This window comes from Salmonella sp. 32082101201600294FB01SM01 (assembly GCF_017572865.1).
Taxonomy (GTDB): Bacteria; Pseudomonadota; Gammaproteobacteria; order Enterobacterales; family Enterobacteriaceae; genus Salmonella; species Salmonella enterica.
This window is the reverse complement of the sequence record NZ_JAGESB010000001.1, coordinates 1,606,018-1,623,004: the sequence shown is the minus strand read 5'-3', so window position 1 is coordinate 1,623,004 and position 16,987 is coordinate 1,606,018. Positions and strand designations below refer to the sequence as shown.

Below are 16,987 nucleotides of genomic sequence, written 5' to 3'. Positions count from 1 at the left end.
GAGGAAATATTTATGGCAGGTCATAGTAAATGGGCCAACACCAGACATCGTAAAGCTGCGCAGGATGCCAAGCGCGGTAAAATCTTCACTAAAATTATTCGTGAACTGGTAACGGCAGCTAAATTGGGCGGCGGCGATCCGGATGCCAACCCGCGTCTGCGCGCGGCTGTAGATAAAGCGCTGGCCAACAACATGACCCGCGACACTCTGAACCGTGCCATCGCTCGCGGTGTGGGTGGTGATGAAGACTCGAACATGGAAACCATCATCTATGAAGGTTATGGTCCTGGCGGCACGGCCATTATGATTGAGTGTCTGAGTGACAACCGTAACCGTACCGTAGCGGAAGTGCGTCATGCTTTCAGCAAGTGCGGCGGTAATCTGGGTACCGATGGCTCAGTGGCGTACCTGTTCAGTAAGAAAGGGGTCATCTCCTTTGAGAAAGGCGATGAAGACACCATCATGGAAGCCGCTCTGGAAGCCGGCGCGGAAGATGTTGTGACCTATGATGATGGCGCGATTGATGTTTACACTGCCTGGGAAGAGATGGGCAAAGTGCGTGACGCGCTGGAAGCGGCGGGTCTGAAAGCAGACAGCGCCGAAGTGTCTATGATCCCGTCAACTAAAGCGGATATGGATGCGGAAACCGCGCCGAAACTGCTACGTCTGATCGATATGCTGGAAGACTGTGACGATGTTCAGGAAGTCTACCATAACGGTGAGATCTCTGATGAGGTGGCGGCGACCCTGTAATGGTGCTGTTAAACGCCGGCGGGCAGGGGGTATAGCGTGTCGATTATTCTCGGTATTGACCCCGGCTCGCGCATTACCGGTTATGGCGTTATCCGCCAGGTAGGCAGACAACTGACCTATCTGGGCAGCGGATGTATTCGCACCAAAGTCGATGATTTGCCGTCTCGTTTGAAGCTTATATACGCAGGCGTGACGGAAATCATCACGCAGTTCCAGCCGGACTATTTTGCTATCGAACAGGTGTTTATGGCGAAAAATGCCGACTCAGCCCTCAAGCTGGGACAGGCGCGCGGCGTCGCGATTGTCGCCGCGGTCAATCAGGAACTGCCCGTGTTTGAATACGCGGCGCGTCAGGTGAAGCAAACCGTCGTCGGTATTGGTAGCGCGGAGAAAAGTCAGGTTCAGCATATGGTGCGCACGTTGCTGAAGCTCCCCGCTAACCCGCAGGCCGATGCCGCGGATGCGCTGGCTATCGCCATTACGCATTGCCACGTTAGCCAGAACGCGATGCAAATGAGCGAGAGCCGACTCAATCTGGCGCGGGGAAGGTTGCGCTAAATCATTCTCCCTCAGCCTCGCGTTGAGGGGTTTCAATTCCACAGGCGCTAATTAATTCTAAATTGGGATGTTGCCACAGGCTGGCGGGCGTCACCGTCTTACGATCCCACGGGATTGAACCTAAAAACCAGAACTTCCAGAAGGCGAGTTTCGCATCAGGATTGCTGTGAAGTAATTCTTCGAATGTCTCAATATCGCCTACCGGAATACACAATGCTTCTTTATAGATATCAAACACAAATTTCGAGCAGAACTGGCGTGATGACTCATATTTAAACCCAGTGTGATAAAACTTATTCAGCCGGGCGGGAACCTGTTCCATGATGGCGAGTTTCTGTTCGACCGTCAGGCCGCCGCACAGGCGACGAACCGCGTAACGTTGTCCGGCTGAACGTTGTATAAACAGTGACAGCGTGGTGACGGTTGAGAGGGGGACGCGACTTTCCGCCACCAGATAGTCATCACCATTATGACCAATAATAATCCCAACATGGTTGCTCCAGCACTGTGAAGCGGTGGATATCTGGCCGAAAAGCGCGGCACCTATACAGGTAAAGACGATATCCCCGGTTTCATATTGGACAGGATAAGGTTTTTTCATCTCTGCATTCCATTATTTGAAATAAATTCCTTTTATTTATTCTACAGGGTAGTTAGCATTATACCAGATAAATGACAAGCCTTAGTGTCATCGAAATATGTATGGTGAATATTTCATTTATTGGAATTAATGTCGCAAATATATCTGAGGGGAATTAAGGTGGTAAATTTCTCATCATCTGATCTCTCATATTGACAGGGAGTATGACGTGGTTGATGATAGACCAATGAGAATAGGCTGGGTGTTTTATTTTCCTTATATTTTTGTTGCTATTATCCTTCATCTGTTTATTAGTTTTTGTTATTGTTTGAGTATTGATATGGCAGAGGCTAATACCGTTGTTTTTTTATTAAAGCCAGGGACGATTTCATTATTATTTTTACTTCTCCCTGCCAGGCGGTTCAGAACCAGACTGTTGGCAATATTGAGTTCAGTTTTCATTACTTTAGTATTTAACCAGTGGCGTTTGGTTGCCGGGAATAAAGAACTGGTTTTGTGCCTGCAGGCAGCGTGCTTTATGGCTTTCCTGGCTATGACATCGGTAAAAAAATCCGGGTGGATGATTAGCGCATCATTATTTTTGGTTTGTGCGGCCGGAACGATTCGCCAGTGCTGGCTGGAACAGTTGTTTAACGCTGCCGATATATATATTGTTGATGATGGGCGGGGCTGTGGCGCCAGCGGCCACTGCTTCCAGTATATTGCAGCAAAAGGCCGTGGGTTAGCAGCAAAACGACAGGCACTTTTTAGTAGCGAAGAGTATGTGAATATTTATTATAGTTATTCAGAAGGGATACCAGCCGTGAATTTCGATGGCATGAAAAATGACTTTGCACAATATTTATTGTGTCATGGTGAATTAAAATCTGTTGTGCGCGACGATAAAACAACATGCGATTAAATTCAGCGCTAGTAGTTAATATTATTACATCTATTCTCGGGTCTGTTTTTTTGGGGCCCCGATGTTCCGCTGTTGGCATTCGTACTGGATACATTATTAGTATTATCAGGATACTCATTATTGAAGACTACCGAACGTGCGCCACGGCATGTTGGCAAAAAGTTATTCGCGTAGGACGCAAAAAGTTGTCAATGAGTGTACGACTTATTTTGTACGCAGCGGGGAGCGTACCCGTCGTTAACCATCGCGGGTTGTCGGAGTAGAGAAATATCGGGATACGTGTTTTTCATCTGGATAAACATCCAGTCTTTTTTTATGATAGTGCATTATCTTTTCAGCCCTTTACGCAGGAGCGTCATGTGATAGGCAGACTCAGAGGCATTATTCTCGAAAAACAACCCCCGATCGTGCTGCTGGAGACAGGGGGCGTAGGCTATGAAGTACATATGCCTATGACCTGCTTTTACGAGCTGCCGGAGGCCGGGCAGGAGGCAATCGTCTTCACCCACTTTGTGGTGCGTGAAGATGCGCAGTTGCTGTACGGATTCAACAATAAGCAAGAGCGCACGCTGTTTAAAGAGCTAATTAAAACGAATGGCGTCGGGCCTAAGCTGGCGCTGGCGATTCTCTCCGGCATGTCGGCGCAGCAGTTTGTGAATGCGGTTGAGCGCGAAGAGCTTGGCGCACTGGTGAAGCTGCCGGGTATCGGCAAGAAAACCGCCGAAAGGCTGATTGTCGAAATGAAAGACCGCTTTAAAGGGCTACATGGCGATCTCTTTACGCCAGCGGTCGATCTGGTATTGACATCGCCGGCCAGCCCAACCTCGGAAGATGCAGAACAAGAAGCAGTTGCTGCGCTGGTGGCGCTGGGTTATAAACCGCAAGAAGCCAGTCGGATGGTAAGCAAGATCGCCCGTCCGGATGCAAGCAGTGAAACACTGATTCGCGACGCGTTACGCGCCGCGTTATGAGGTAAAGGATGATAGAAGCAGATCGCCTGATTTCAGCAGGCGCCACGATCGCAGAAGACGTCGCCGATCGCGCCATTCGCCCGAAGTTATTGGCGGAATATGTCGGCCAACCGCAGGTGCGCTCCCAGATGGAGATTTTTATTCAGGCGGCAAAACGGCGTGGCGACGCACTAGATCACTTGCTGATTTTCGGCCCGCCGGGGTTAGGTAAAACGACTCTGGCGAATATCGTTGCCAATGAAATGGGCGTCAATCTCCGAACCACGTCCGGCCCGGTGCTGGAAAAAGCAGGCGATCTGGCGGCTATGCTCACCAATCTTGAACCGCATGATGTGCTGTTTATTGATGAGATTCACCGGCTTTCACCGGTGGTGGAAGAGGTACTCTATCCGGCGATGGAAGATTACCAGTTGGATATTATGATTGGCGAAGGGCCTGCTGCACGTTCAATTAAAATCGATCTGCCGCCGTTTACGCTCATTGGCGCGACGACGCGCGCCGGGTCGTTAACGTCCCCGCTACGCGACCGTTTTGGTATTGTGCAGCGCCTGGAGTTCTACCAGGTGCCCGATCTGCAGCACATCGTCGGGCGCAGCGCAAGGCACATGGGGCTTGAGATGAGCGATGACGGCGCGCTGGAAGTGGCGCGTCGGGCGCGCGGTACGCCGCGTATAGCCAACCGCCTGCTCAGACGTGTGCGTGATTTCGCCGAGGTGAAGCATGACGGGGCTATTTCAGCGGAAATTGCCGCGCAGGCGCTGGATATGCTGAACGTCGATGCGGAAGGGTTTGACTATATGGATCGCAAGCTGCTGCTGGCGGTTATTGATAAATTCTTCGGTGGACCGGTCGGCCTGGATAACCTGGCGGCGGCGATTGGCGAAGAGCGTGAAACCATTGAGGATGTGCTGGAGCCGTATCTGATTCAGCAAGGCTTTTTGCAGCGCACGCCGCGTGGGCGTATGGCAACGGTGCGCGCCTGGAACCATTTCGGGATCACGCCGCCAGAGATGCCTTAGCGCCTGAAGTCGCTGCGTTTATCAGGCCTGGGCGATTTTGTAGGCCCGGTAAGCGCAGCGCCACCGGGCAACACACGCTTAGCTTGCCTGCTTTTTCATCATACTGAAGATAAACAGTAGCGCGGCACACAGCACTACGGATGGCCCTGCCGGGGTATCATAAAAGGCTGAGAAGGTCAGTCCACCTGTAACCGCTATCATACCTACACCAACGGCGACGCCCGCCATCTGCTCCGGCGTACGGGCAAAGCGACGCGCGGTTGCGGCGGGGATAATCAGCAGCGACGTAATGATCAGCGCTCCGACAAACTTCATCGCCACGCCAATGGTTAACGCCGTTACCAGCATCAATAGCAGCTTCACGCGCTGTAACTTCACGCCATCGACAAAGGCAAGATCCGGACTGATAGTCATTGACAGCAAGTTGCGCCACTGCCAGAAGAGAATGGCCAGCACAATAACGACCCCAATAGCGATCGAGATAAGATCTTCCGGCGTGACGGCCAGCAAATCGCCAAACAGATAAGCCATTAAATCAACGCGGACGTTGGACATCAGGCTGACCACGACCAGTCCTAAAGATAAGGCGCTGTGCGCCATAATGCCCAGTAAGGTATCAATCGCGAGGTGAGGGCGTTTCTCCAGCCATACCAGACCGGCGGCCAGCAGCAGCGTAACGGCGATTACCGCATAAAAGGGGTTAACGTCCAGCAACAGGCCAAACGCCACGCCCAGAAGCGACGCGTGAGCCAGCGTATCGCCAAAATAGGACATCCGACGCCAGACCACAAAAGAGCCCAAAGGACCAGCGGCGCAGGCCAGCATCATCCCGGCCAGCCAGCCGGGCAGTAATAATTCAATCATGAGTGACCATTTCCCCGGCGCAGTACAATACGACCCTGTAAATCGTGGCGATGATTATGATGATGGCGATAAATCCCTAATTGCTCCGCGCCTCGCGGGCCAAACATAGAGATAAATTCCGGATGCATAGACACCACTTCCGGCGCGCCGGAACAGCAAATATGATGGTTCAGGCATAACACTTCATCCGTCTTTGCCATGACCAGATGTAGGTCATGCGACACCATCAGCACGGCGCAATCGAGTTCTCGACGCAGCTGATCGATAAGGTCGTATAACGCGACCTGGCCGTTGACATCCACGCCTTGCGTCGGCTCATCAAGTACCAGCAACTGCGGCCTGTTAAGCAGAGCACGCGCCAGCAGTACGCGCTGTGTCTCACCGCCGGAGAGTTTTTGCATGGGCGCGTCAATCAAATGTCCGGCCTGAACGCGTTTAAGCGCCGGGAGAATATCCGTTTTTTGCGTGCCGGGACGTAAGCGTAAAAATCGGTTTACCGTCAGCGGAAGCGTGGTATCGAGATAGAGCTTTTGCGGGACATAGCCGATACGGAGTTGCCCGTTGCGCTTGATCACCCCTTCATCAGGGGCTACCAGTCCTAAAACCACGCGTACAAGCGTTGACTTCCCCGCGCCGTTAGGACCGAGAAGCGTTAAAATTTTTCCGGGGCTCAATTCAAGCGACACGTCAGAGAGGACGCGGCGTTGACCAAATGAGACCGAGACGTTTTCCAGTGAAACTAAACTTGTCATGTTAATTTTAGGCTTGCAGAAGTGATAGAATGTTATAATATCACATTTCACACATTCATTACGATGATTAGTCGCATTATGTTACAGAAAAATACGCTTCTTTTCGCAGCATTATCCGCCGCGCTTTGGGGGAGTGCAACCCAGGCTGCCGACGCCGCCGTTGTCGCTTCGCTTAAACCACTTGGGTTTATCGCTTCCGCCATTGCTGATGGCGTTACGGATACGCAAGTATTACTTCCGGATGGGGCATCCGAGCATGATTATTCATTGCGTCCATCAGACGTAAAACGCTTACAGGGCGCGGACTTAGTCGTCTGGGTTGGCCCGGAAATGGAAGCCTTTATGGAGAAGTCGGTCAGGAATATCCCTGATAATAAGCAGGTTACCATTGCGCAACTTGCCGATGTAAAACCGTTACTCATGAAGGGCGCGGATGATGATGAGGATGAACATGCGCATACGGGCGCCGATGAGGAAAAAGGTGACGTACATCACCATCACGGCGAATATAACATGCATCTTTGGCTCTCCCCAGAGATAGCGCGGGCTACAGCGGTTGCAATCCATGAAAAATTAGTGGAACTTATGCCGCAAAGTCGAGCCAAACTCGACGCCAACCTGAAGGATTTTGAGGCACAATTAGCCGCAACCGATAAACAGGTCGGTAACGAGCTCGCGCCGCTCAAGGGGAAAGGGTATTTCGTTTTTCATGACGCCTACGGTTACTACGAAAAACACTACGGACTCACCCCACTCGGTCACTTTACCGTGAACCCTGAGATACAACCTGGCGCGCAGCGTTTACATGAAATAAGAACACAGTTGGTTGAGCAAAAAGCAACCTGCGTTTTTGCTGAGCCACAATTCAGGCCAGCGGTCGTGGAAGCCGTGGCGAGAGGGACATCCGTTCGAATGGGAACACTGGACCCCCTCGGGACGAACATTAAACTGGGTAAAACAAGCTATTCAGCGTTTTTAAGCCAATTAGCCAACCAGTATGCGAGCTGCCTGAAAGGAGATTAACGAGGAAGTGAATACGTGCAACAGATAGCCCGCTCTGTCGCCCTGGCATTTAATAATCTGCCCCGACCCCACCGCGTTATGCTGGGGTCACTTACCGTTCTGACACTGGCCGTCGCCGTATGGCGGCCCTATGTTTACCACCCAGAATCCGCGCCAATCGTTAAAACTATTGAACTGGAGAAAAGCGAGATTCGTTCCCTCTTACCGGAGGCCAGCGAACCCATCGATCAGGCCGCGCAGGAAGATGAAGCTATTCCTCAGGATGAGCTGGACGATAAAACCGCAGGCGAAGTCGGCGTCCATGAATACGTCGTCTCCACAGGCGATACGTTAAGCAGCATTCTGAATCAGTACGGCATCGATATGAGCGATATTAGCCGACTTGCCGCTTCTGATAAGGAGCTGCGCAATCTGAAAATTGGCCAACAGCTTTCCTGGACACTGACCGCCGATGGCGATTTACAGCGTCTGACATGGGAAGTCTCCCGCCGTGAAACGCGTACCTACGATCGCACTGCCAACGGTTTTAAAATGAGCAGTGAAATGCAGCAGGGGGACTGGGTCAACAGTCTGCTGAAAGGCACGGTAGGGGGTAGCTTTGTCGCCAGCGCGAAAGAGGCCGGTTTAACCAGCAGCGAAATCAGCGCAGTGATAAAAGCAATGCAGTGGCAGATGGATTTTCGCAAGCTGAAAAAGGGCGATGAATTTTCGGTTCTGATGTCGCGCGAGATGCTGGATGGCAAGCGTGAACAGAGTCAGTTGTTGGGCGTGCGGATGCGTTCCGATGGTAAAGATTACTACGCCATTCGCGCCGCTGACGGTAAATTCTATGACCGTAACGGTGTTGGCCTGGCGAAAGGCTTTTTACGCTTCCCGACCGCAAAACAGTTCCGCATCTCCTCCAACTTCAATCCGCGTCGTCTGAACCCGGTTACCGGACGCGTTGCGCCGCATCGTGGCGTTGACTTTGCGATGCCGCAGGGTACGCCGGTGCTGTCGGTGGGGGATGGCGAGGTCGTGGTCGCTAAACGTAGCGGCGCTGCCGGTTACTACATTGCGATTCGTCATGGACGCACCTACACCACACGTTACATGCACTTGCGTAAGCTGCTGGTGAAACCGGGGCAAAAAGTGAAACGTGGCGATCGTATTGCGCTTTCTGGTAACACCGGGCGTTCCACAGGGCCGCATCTGCATTATGAGGTATGGATAAACCAGCAAGCCGTTAACCCTCTGACAGCAAAATTGCCGCGCACGGAAGGTCTGACGGGGTCAGATCGTCGTGAATACCTGGCACAGGTGAAAGAGGTTCTGCCACAACTGCGCTTCGATTAACAAATGCGCTGACAGAGCCGGTACGCGATGTGTGCCGGCTTTTTTGTTTTGTGTGAGACGCAGACGTCGCTACACTATTCACAATTCCTTTTCGCGTCAGCAGACCCTGGAAAAGCATGGAAACCAAAAAAAATAATAGTGAGTATATCCCTGAGTTCGAAAAATCCTTTCGCTATCCGCAGTATTGGGGCGCCTGGTTGGGCGCGGCGGCAATGGCGGGGATCGCATTAACACCGGCATCATTCCGCGACCCTTTGCTGGCAACGCTGGGGCGTTTTGCCGGACGGCTGGGGAAGAGTTCTCGTCGCCGGGCGCTAATTAATCTGTCATTGTGCTTTCCGCAGCGTAGCGAAGCTGAACGCGAAGCGATTGTCGATGAGATGTTCGCCACCGCGCCGCAGGCAATGGCGATGATGGCTGAGTTGGCGATGCGCGGTCCGAAAAAAATTCAACAGCGTGTTGACTGGGAAGGTCTGGAAGTCATTGAGGAGATGCGTCGTAACGACGAAAAAGTCATTTTTCTCGTACCGCATGGCTGGGGCGTCGACATTCCGGCCATGCTGATGGCCTCTCAGGGGCAAAAAATGGCGGCGATGTTTCATAATCAGGGTAATCCGGTTTTTGACTATATCTGGAACACCGTGCGTCGGCGTTTTGGCGGACGTTTGCATGCGCGAAATGACGGGATTAAACCCTTTATTCAGTCTGTTCGTCAGGGCTACTGGGGTTACTACCTGCCGGACCAGGATCACGGCCCGGAGCATAGTGAATTCGTTGATTTCTTTGCGACATACAAAGCAACGCTGCCTGCGATTGGTCGGCTGATGAAAGTGTGCCGCGCACGCGTGATACCGCTTTTCCCGGTGTATAATGGTAAAACGCATCGCCTGACTATCCAGATTCGCCCGCCAATGGACGATCTGCTCACGGCTGACGACCACACTATCGCCAGACGGATGAACGAAGAGGTCGAAATTTTTGTCGGCCCGCATCCGGAACAGTACACCTGGATCCTGAAGCTGCTCAAAACCCGCAAGCCAGGCGAGATTCAGCCGTATAAGCGTAAAGATCTTTATCCCATCAAATAAATAAAGCCTCTCGTAAGAGAGGCTTTATGCTGACAAACCCTGTACTACCTGATGAACAGGCGTGGGGGAGTTTTACTCAACGGTCAAAATACGCGTGGTATTGGTTGAGCCGACGGTGCTCATGACATCGCCCTGAGTCACGATCACCAGGTCGCCGGAAACCAGATACCCTTTATCGCGCAGCAGATTAACAGCTTCATGCGCCGCGACAACGCCATCAGCCGCGCTATCAAAATGCACCGGCGTTACTCCGCGGTAGAGCGCGGTCAGGTTCAGCGTGCGTTCATGGCGCGACATGGCGAAAATCGGCAGGCCGGAGCTGATACGGGAAGTCATTAGCGCGGTACGACCGGATTCCGTCATGGTGATGATCGCGGTAACGCCTTTCAGATGGTTTGCCGCATACATCGCAGACATGGCAATGGCTTCTTCAACGTTGTCGAACTGCACGTCGAGACGGTGTTTAGACACATTGATGCTGGGGATTTTTTCTGCGCCCAGGCAGACGCGCGCCATTGCGGCAACGGTTTCAGAAGGATACTGACCGGCTGCGGTTTCGGCAGACAGCATAACCGCATCCGTGCCATCCAGGACGGCGTTCGCCACGTCCATCACTTCCGCACGGGTCGGCATCGGGTTGGTGATCATCGACTCCATCATCTGCGTTGCGGTGATGACCGCGCGGTTTAGCTGACGCGCACGGCGAATCAGCGCCTTCTGGATACCAACCAGCTCCGGATCGCCGATTTCAACACCCAGGTCGCCACGTGCGACCATCACAACGTCAGAGGCCAGAATGATATCGTCCATGGCGTTTTGATCGCATACCGCTTCGGCGCGTTCGACCTTAGCCACAATTTTCGCGTCGCAGCCGGCGTCGCGCGCCAGGCGGCGTGCATAGTTCAGATCTTCGCCGCAGCGCGGGAAGGAGACGGCCAGATAGTCAACGCCTATCAGCGCAGCGGTTTGAATATCGGCTTTATCTTTTTCGGTCAGCGCTTCAGCAGAAAGCCCGCCGCCGAGCTTGTTAATGCCTTTATTGTTAGACAGCGGGCCGCCGACGGTGACCTCGGTAAAGACTTTCATGCCCTGGACTTCAAGCACTTTCAACTGCACTCGACCATCGTCAAGCAGCAGGATATCGCCAGGAACGACGTCTGCCGGCAACCCTTTGTAATCAATGCCGACTTTTTCTTTATCGCCTTCGCCTTTACCCAGGTTAGCGTCTAACAGAAATTTGTCCCCGATATTGAGGAACACTTTGCCTTCTTTAAAAGTGGAAACGCGAATTTTTGGCCCTTGCAGGTCGCCTAAAATAGCCACATGACGCCCCAGTTTGGCGGCAATCTCACGGACTTTATCAGCACGCATTTTATGATCTTCCGGCGAGCCGTGAGAGAAGTTCATACGTACTACGTTTGCGCCCGCGGCGATAACCTTCTCAAGGTTGTTATCGCGGTCAGTTGCCGGGCCTAACGTGGTAACGATTTTGGTTCTGCGAAGCCTTCTGGACATGTAATACTCCGTTGACTAAAACAACTTGGTGTTGCGTGAACATTGATCCGGTCGTTCTGAAACCTTAACGGTATAAAATGAACGTCCCCGGATGACGAAAAGGGTAGAACATTGTTATTGCTTTTAGCGGTCATCACTCCTGATGAGTAATTCTTTATCAAAACGCGATTCCTTGAGCGCTTCCTTGACACGCTTCAAGTTATCTCTGAATTTTGCCCCGCGACGCAAAGTAAATCCCGTTGCCAGCACATCTATCACGGTCAGCTGAGCAAGTCGAGAGACCATGGGCATATAAATGTCTGTATCTTCCGGTACGTCGAGGGTAATGGCCAGCGTGGCTTCGCGCGCCAGCGGCGTTCCAGCGGAGGTCAGGGCGATCACCATCGCATCGTTTTCCCGCGCCAACTGCGCCAGTTCCACCAGGCTCTTGGTTCTGCCAGTATGCGAAATGAGCACGACGACGTCATCATCGTTACAATTCATACAGCTCATCCGTTGCAGCACGATATCGTCGGAGTAAATCACCGGTACATTGAAGCGAAAAAACTTATTCATGGCGTCATGCGCGACTGCGGCGGAGGAACCAAGACCAAAAAAGGCGATTTTTTTTGCCTGGGTCAGTAAATCGACGGCGCGGTTGACGGCCGATTTATCCAGCGATTGGCGAACATGGTCGAGACTGGCCATGGCGGACTCGAAGATTTTTCCTGTATAGGCCTCAACGCTGTCATCTTCATCCACATTGCGATTAACATAGGGGGTGCCATTTGCCAGACTTTGCGCCAGATGCAGTTTAAAATCAGGAAAGCCGCGGGTATTCATGCTGCGACAGAAACGGTTCACCGTTGGCTCGCTAACGTTAGCTTCCTGGGCCAGCATGGCAATGCTTAAGTGAATCGATCTGCCTGGGGCGGCCAGAATAACATCGGCGACTTTTCGTTCAGATTTGCTTAAATGTTCCAGTTGAGACTGGACTTTTTCCAGCATATTCATGATTAGCAAGGCTCATGGGTATTAGCGATTTCAATGATGCGCGAAACCGAGCGCGTTTTGTTAGATATTACTCCTGGCGGCTGTCAAAGGGGGCAAAATGGCTAAAAAAGGTGTCGTTTTTTTTCATTACATGACCGACGTCGGATTTTAAGTTCCAGCTTGTGTGGAAAAGCGACAATTTTATTAGGCGTTTTGCCGATTATATTGCCAATCAAACGCCGGTTCACCCATGAAAAGGCGTTTACGGTTTCCGTAATCTCGTAAAAGCAGTACAGTGCTGTGTAATAAAATTACAACGATATCCTGGCTAAAGTACCAGGAGATTAACTGAGGAGAATGACATGGCGGTAACGCAAACAGCCCAGGCATGTGACCTGGTCATTTTCGGCGCGAAAGGCGACCTGGCGCGCCGGAAACTGCTGCCTTCCCTGTATCAGCTTGAGAAAGCCGGCCAGATCCATCCGGATACCCGGATCATTGGGGTGGGGCGCGCGGACTGGGATAAAGAAGCTTATACCCACGTCGTGCGTGAGGCGCTGGAAACCTTCATGAAGGAAAAAATTGATGAAGGCTTGTGGGATACGCTGAGCGGCCGTCTGGATTTTTGTAATCTTGACGTGAACGATACGCCTGCGTTCAGTCGCCTGGGCGATATGCTGGATCAAAAAAACCGCACCACCATTAACTATTTTGCGATGCCGCCCAGCACCTTTGGCGCTATTTGCAAAGGGTTAGGGGAGGCTAAACTCAACGCCAAACCGGCGCGCGTCGTGATGGAAAAACCGTTGGGTACTTCGCTGGCGACCTCGCGTGAGATTAACGATCGGGTCGGCGAATACTTTGAAGAGTGCCAGGTATATCGTATCGACCACTATCTGGGCAAAGAAACGGTTCTCAACCTGCTGGCGCTGCGTTTTGCCAACTCGTTATTCGTTAATAACTGGGATAACCGCACTATCGATCACGTTGAGATTACCGTAGCGGAAGAGGTGGGGATTGAAGGGCGCTGGGGATATTTTGACCAGGCCGGTCAGATGCGCGATATGATCCAGAACCACTTGCTGCAAATTCTCTGCATGATTGCCATGTCACCGCCGTCTGACCTGAGCGCCGACAGTATTCGCGATGAAAAAGTCAAAGTGTTGAAATCGCTGCGCCGTATTGATCGCTCCAACGTGCGTGAAAAAACGGTTCGTGGTCAATACACCGCTGGCTTTGCGCAGGGTCAAAAGGTGCCGGGCTATCTGGAAGAAGAGGGCGCGAATAAAAGCAGCAACACCGAAACTTTCGTCGCGATCCGCGTCGACATCGATAACTGGCGTTGGGCGGGCGTGCCATTCTATCTGCGCACCGGCAAGCGTCTGCCAACCAAGTGCTCTGAAGTCGTGGTTTATTTCAAGACGCCTGAACTGAACCTCTTTAAAGAGTCCTGGCAAGACCTGCCGCAGAACAAATTGACGATTCGCCTGCAGCCGGATGAAGGCGTAGATATTCAGGTGCTTAACAAAGTACCGGGGCTGGATCATAAGCATAATCTGCAGATCACGAAGCTTGATCTGAGCTACTCCGAGACCTTTAATCAGACGCACCTGGCGGATGCATATGAGCGCCTGCTGCTGGAAACGATGCGTGGCATTCAGGCGCTATTTGTCCGCCGTGACGAAGTGGAAGAAGCCTGGAAGTGGGTGGACTCCATTACCGAAGCATGGGCGATGGACAACGACGCGCCGAAGCCGTATCAGGCGGGCACCTGGGGACCGGTAGCGTCCGTGGCGATGATTACCCGTGACGGTCGTTCGTGGAATGAGTTTGAGTAAATTTGCCACTCACTCTTAGGTGGTATTTTACCGGTAACATGATCTAACACAGATTGTAGAATCATTTTTGCACTTTTAAGCCTCGTGTGGATTCACCTGCGAGGCTTTTTTTATTACACTGCCTGAAACGATTTTGCCCCATTATCCCCGGACATCATGTATTTCACTGTCTTTCCACATTGATGAAACGCATGGTAAACCCGGTAGCCGGACAGATAAATTTCAGGAGCCTCTATGAATCCTAATTTGTTACGCGTAACACAGCGCATTGTCGAACGCTCGCAGCAGACCCGAAAAGCCTATCTTGCCCGCATTGAGCAGGCGAAAACCGCCACGGTCCACCGATCTCAACTGGCCTGCGGCAACCTGGCGCATGGCTTCGCCGCCTGTCAGCCAGAGGACAAAGCCTCGCTGAAAAGTATGTTGCGCAATAATATCGCCATCATTACCTCCTACAATGACATGCTCTCTGCGCATCAACCGTATGAACATTATCCGGAAATTATTCGTCAGGCCCTGCATTCCGTGAATGCGGTAGGTCAGGTCGCAGGCGGCGTACCGGCAATGTGCGATGGCGTTACGCAAGGGCAGGATGGCATGGAGTTGTCATTACTCAGCCGCGAAGTGATAGCGATGTCGGCAGCAGTAGGCCTCTCTCACAATATGTTTGACGGCGCGTTATTCCTCGGCGTATGCGACAAAATCGTTCCGGGGCTGGCGATGGCCGCGCTCTCTTTTGGTCATTTACCCGCGATTTTTGTTCCGTCAGGCCCGATGGCGAGCGGCCTGCCGAATAAAGAAAAAGTCCGTATTCGTCAGCTATATGCGGAAGGAAAAGTAGACAGAATGGCGCTGCTGGAGTCAGAGGCCGCCTCTTACCATGCGCCGGGCACCTGTACATTTTACGGCACCGCCAACACCAACCAGATGGTGGTGGAGTTTATGGGAATGCAGTTGCCGGGTTCCTCGTTTGTGCATCCGGATGCGCCGCTGCGCGAGGCATTGACTGCCGCTGCCGCACGTCAGGTAACACGTCTTACCGGCAACGGCAATACGTGGATGCCGCTCGGTAAAATGATCGACGAAAAAGTTGTGGTGAACGGCATTGTCGCGCTGCTGGCTACCGGCGGCTCCACCAACCACACCATGCATCTGGTTGCAATGGCGCGCGCGGCGGGAATTCTGATCAACTGGGATGACTTCTCGGATTTGTCGGAAGTGGTTCCGTTGATGGCGCGTCTGTACCCGAACGGTCCGGCGGACATTAACCACTTCCAGGCGGCGGGCGGTGTACCGGTATTGATGCGTGAGCTGCTCAATGCCGGATTGTTGCACGAAGACGTTAACACTGTCGCAGGCTTCGGCCTGAAACGCTATACGCTGGAGCCCTGGCTCAACAACGGCGAGCTGGACTGGCGTGAAGGCGCGGAAAGGTCACTGGATAACGATGTCATTGCCTCTTTTGATAAGCCGTTCTCTCCTCACGGCGGTACTAAGGTGCTAAGCGGTAATCTGGGGCGCGCAGTAATGAAGACGTCTGCGGTACCGGTTGAAAACCAGATCATTGAAGCGCCTGCCATGGTATTTGAAAGTCAGCATGATGTGCTGCCTGCGTTTGACGCGGGCCTGCTTGACCGGGATTGTGTCGTTGTCGTGCGTCATCAGGGACCAAAAGCGAATGGAATGCCAGAATTACATAAACTCATGCCGCCACTTGGTGTATTATTGGACCGCCGTTTCAAAATCGCGTTAGTTACTGATGGACGACTTTCAGGCGCTTCGGGTAAAGTGCCTTCAGCTATCCACGTAACGCCGGAAGCCTACGATGGCGGCTTACTGGCAAAAGTGCGCGATGGCGACATCATTCGCGTGAATGGGCAGACAGGTGAGTTAACTCTGCTGGTCGACGAGGCGGAACTTGCCGCTCGTCAGCCTCATATTCCGGACCTGAGCGCGTCGCGCGTCGGAACGGGGCGTGAGTTGTTTGGCGCGCTGCGCGAAAAGCTGTCGGGTGCGGAGCAGGGCGCAACCTGTATCACTTTTTAAGATGACACACTAGTAATCAGGCGAGAGAAGAATTCCGATGAAAAACTGGAAAACAAGTGCAGAAGCAATCCTGACCACCGGCCCGGTTGTCCCGGTCATTGTAGTCAATAAACTGGAGCACGCGGTGCCGATGGCTAAAGCGCTGGTGGCCGGGGGCGTTCGCGTTCTGGAAGTGACTTTACGTACGGCCTGCGCGATGGATGCTATTCGCGCTATCGCTAAAGAAGTACCGGAAGCGATTGTCGGCGCCGGAACCGTTCTCAATCCGCAGCAGTTGGCGGAGGTGACGGAAGCGGGCGCGCAGTTTGCGATTAGCCCGGGGCTGACTGAGCCACTGCTGAAAGCCGCGACGGCAGGCACTATCCCATTGATTCCCGGTATTAGCACCGTTTCTGAGCTGATGTTGGGCATGGACTATGGTCTGAAAGAGTTCAAATTCTTCCCGGCGGAAGCGAATGGCGGCACTAAAGCGTTGCAGGCGATTGCCGGTCCGTTCTCTCAGGTGCGTTTCTGCCCAACTGGCGGCATCTCTCCGGCAAACTATCGTGACTATCTGGCGCTGAAAAGCGTATTGTGCATCGGCGGTTCCTGGCTGGTGCCGGCCGACGCGCTGGAAGCGGGTGATTACGATCGCATCACCAAACTGGCGCGCGAAGCGGTAGAAGGCGCGAAGCAGTAAGCCGTTAAATGCCCGATGGCGCTTGCTTATCGGGCTTACGAGTGGCGATCTGGCAGGCCTGATAAAAATGCG

16 protein-coding genes are annotated in these 16,987 nt (G+C 52.7%); 11 read left to right on the top strand and 5 right to left on the bottom strand.

What is annotated here, in order from left to right; all coding sequences use genetic code 11:
• Nucleotides 1–12 precede the first annotated feature (12 nt).
• Together J4645_RS07975 and ruvC are read left to right on the top strand one after the other, a co-directional pair.
• Nucleotides 13–753: a YebC/PmpR family DNA-binding transcriptional regulator gene (locus tag J4645_RS07975; protein ID WP_000907242.1), complete on the top strand. Its 741-nt coding sequence runs from the start codon at nt 13–15 to the stop codon at nt 751–753.
• Nucleotides 754–789: 36 nt separating this feature from the next.
• Complete coding sequence (ruvC, locus tag J4645_RS07970) at nt 790–1,311, top strand: crossover junction endodeoxyribonuclease RuvC (RefSeq protein WP_000022509.1); 522 nt, start codon at nt 790–792, stop codon at nt 1,309–1,311.
• A 1-nt stretch (nt 1,312) separates the two neighbouring features.
• On the opposite strand, the gene J4645_RS07965 is transcribed toward ruvC, so the two are convergent.
• Nucleotides 1,313–1,912: a YebB family permuted papain-like enzyme gene (locus J4645_RS07965; RefSeq protein WP_023214471.1), complete on the bottom strand. Its 600-nt coding sequence runs from the start codon at nt 1,910–1,912 to the stop codon at nt 1,313–1,315.
• 208 nt (nt 1,913–2,120) lie between these two features.
• Between J4645_RS07965 and J4645_RS07960 the strand changes: the two genes are divergently transcribed.
• The 3 genes from J4645_RS07960 (at nt 2,121) to ruvB (ending at nt 4,803) form a co-directional block, all read left to right on the top strand.
• Complete coding sequence (locus J4645_RS07960) at nt 2,121–2,813, top strand: hypothetical protein (protein ID WP_023214470.1); 693 nt, start codon at nt 2,121–2,123, stop codon at nt 2,811–2,813.
• Between the two features lie 359 nt (nt 2,814–3,172).
• Nucleotides 3,173–3,784 (top strand): Holliday junction branch migration protein RuvA, encoded by a 612-nt coding sequence (ruvA, locus tag J4645_RS07955; RefSeq protein ID WP_000580335.1) that lies wholly within the window; start codon nt 3,173–3,175, stop codon nt 3,782–3,784.
• A gap of 8 nt (nt 3,785–3,792) precedes the next feature.
• Nucleotides 3,793–4,803 carry a Holliday junction branch migration DNA helicase RuvB gene (gene ruvB, locus J4645_RS07950; protein ID WP_000568508.1) on the top strand — a complete coding sequence of 337 codons (1,011 nt, stop codon included), beginning with the start codon at nt 3,793–3,795 and terminating at the stop codon, nt 4,801–4,803.
• A gap of 78 nt (nt 4,804–4,881) precedes the next feature.
• On the opposite strand, the gene znuB is transcribed toward ruvB, so the two are convergent.
• The gene (gene znuB, locus J4645_RS07945; protein WP_000571508.1) at nt 4,882–5,667 is read right to left on the bottom strand and encodes a zinc ABC transporter permease subunit ZnuB; all 786 of its coding nucleotides are present in this window, start codon (nt 5,665–5,667) and stop codon (nt 4,882–4,884) included.
• Nucleotides 5,664–6,419 (bottom strand): zinc ABC transporter ATP-binding protein ZnuC, encoded by a 756-nt coding sequence (znuC, locus tag J4645_RS07940; protein WP_000203023.1) that lies wholly within the window; start codon nt 6,417–6,419, stop codon nt 5,664–5,666. The genes znuB and znuC overlap by 4 nt, the downstream gene beginning before the upstream one ends.
• A 78-nt stretch (nt 6,420–6,497) precedes the next feature.
• On the opposite strand from znuC, the gene znuA reads away from it, so the two are divergent.
• The 3 genes from znuA (at nt 6,498) to lpxM (ending at nt 9,865) form a co-directional block, all read left to right on the top strand.
• Nucleotides 6,498–7,442 (top strand): zinc ABC transporter substrate-binding protein ZnuA, encoded by a 945-nt coding sequence (gene znuA, locus J4645_RS07935; RefSeq protein ID WP_000939597.1) that lies wholly within the window; start codon nt 6,498–6,500, stop codon nt 7,440–7,442.
• A gap of 15 nt (nt 7,443–7,457) precedes the next feature.
• A complete protein-coding gene (mepM, locus tag J4645_RS07930; RefSeq protein WP_001184028.1) occupies nt 7,458–8,777 on the top strand; it encodes a murein DD-endopeptidase MepM in 1,320 nt (439 codons plus the stop codon).
• Between the two features lie 116 nt (nt 8,778–8,893).
• Nucleotides 8,894–9,865, top strand: a complete 972-nt coding sequence (gene lpxM, locus J4645_RS07925) for a lauroyl-Kdo(2)-lipid IV(A) myristoyltransferase (protein WP_023214469.1) — start codon at nt 8,894–8,896, stop codon at nt 9,863–9,865.
• A gap of 72 nt (nt 9,866–9,937) precedes the next feature.
• On the opposite strand, the gene pyk is transcribed toward lpxM, so the two are convergent.
• Together pyk and J4645_RS07915 are read right to left on the bottom strand one after the other, a co-directional pair.
• Nucleotides 9,938–11,380, bottom strand: coding sequence for a pyruvate kinase (gene pyk, locus J4645_RS07920; protein WP_000091156.1), 1,443 nt, complete (start codon nt 11,378–11,380; stop codon nt 9,938–9,940).
• A 123-nt stretch (nt 11,381–11,503) separates the two neighbouring features.
• Complete coding sequence (locus tag J4645_RS07915; protein ID WP_001056719.1) at nt 11,504–12,373, bottom strand: MurR/RpiR family transcriptional regulator; 870 nt, start codon at nt 12,371–12,373, stop codon at nt 11,504–11,506.
• Between the two features lie 341 nt (nt 12,374–12,714).
• On the opposite strand from J4645_RS07915, the gene zwf reads away from it, so the two are divergent.
• From zwf to kdgA, 3 genes are all read left to right on the top strand, one after another.
• On the top strand, nt 12,715–14,190 hold the full coding sequence (zwf, locus tag J4645_RS07910) for a glucose-6-phosphate dehydrogenase (RefSeq protein ID WP_000301711.1): 1,476 nt from the start codon (nt 12,715–12,717) through the stop codon (nt 14,188–14,190).
• Nucleotides 14,191–14,424: 234 nt separating this feature from the next.
• The gene (edd, locus tag J4645_RS07905; protein WP_001069118.1) at nt 14,425–16,236 is read left to right on the top strand and encodes a phosphogluconate dehydratase; all 1,812 of its coding nucleotides are present in this window, start codon (nt 14,425–14,427) and stop codon (nt 16,234–16,236) included.
• 37 nt (nt 16,237–16,273) lie between these two features.
• Nucleotides 16,274–16,915 carry a bifunctional 4-hydroxy-2-oxoglutarate aldolase/2-dehydro-3-deoxy-phosphogluconate aldolase gene (kdgA, locus tag J4645_RS07900; protein ID WP_000800497.1) on the top strand — a complete coding sequence of 214 codons (642 nt, stop codon included), beginning with the start codon at nt 16,274–16,276 and terminating at the stop codon, nt 16,913–16,915.
• The last annotated feature ends 72 nt before the right edge of the window (nt 16,916–16,987 follow it).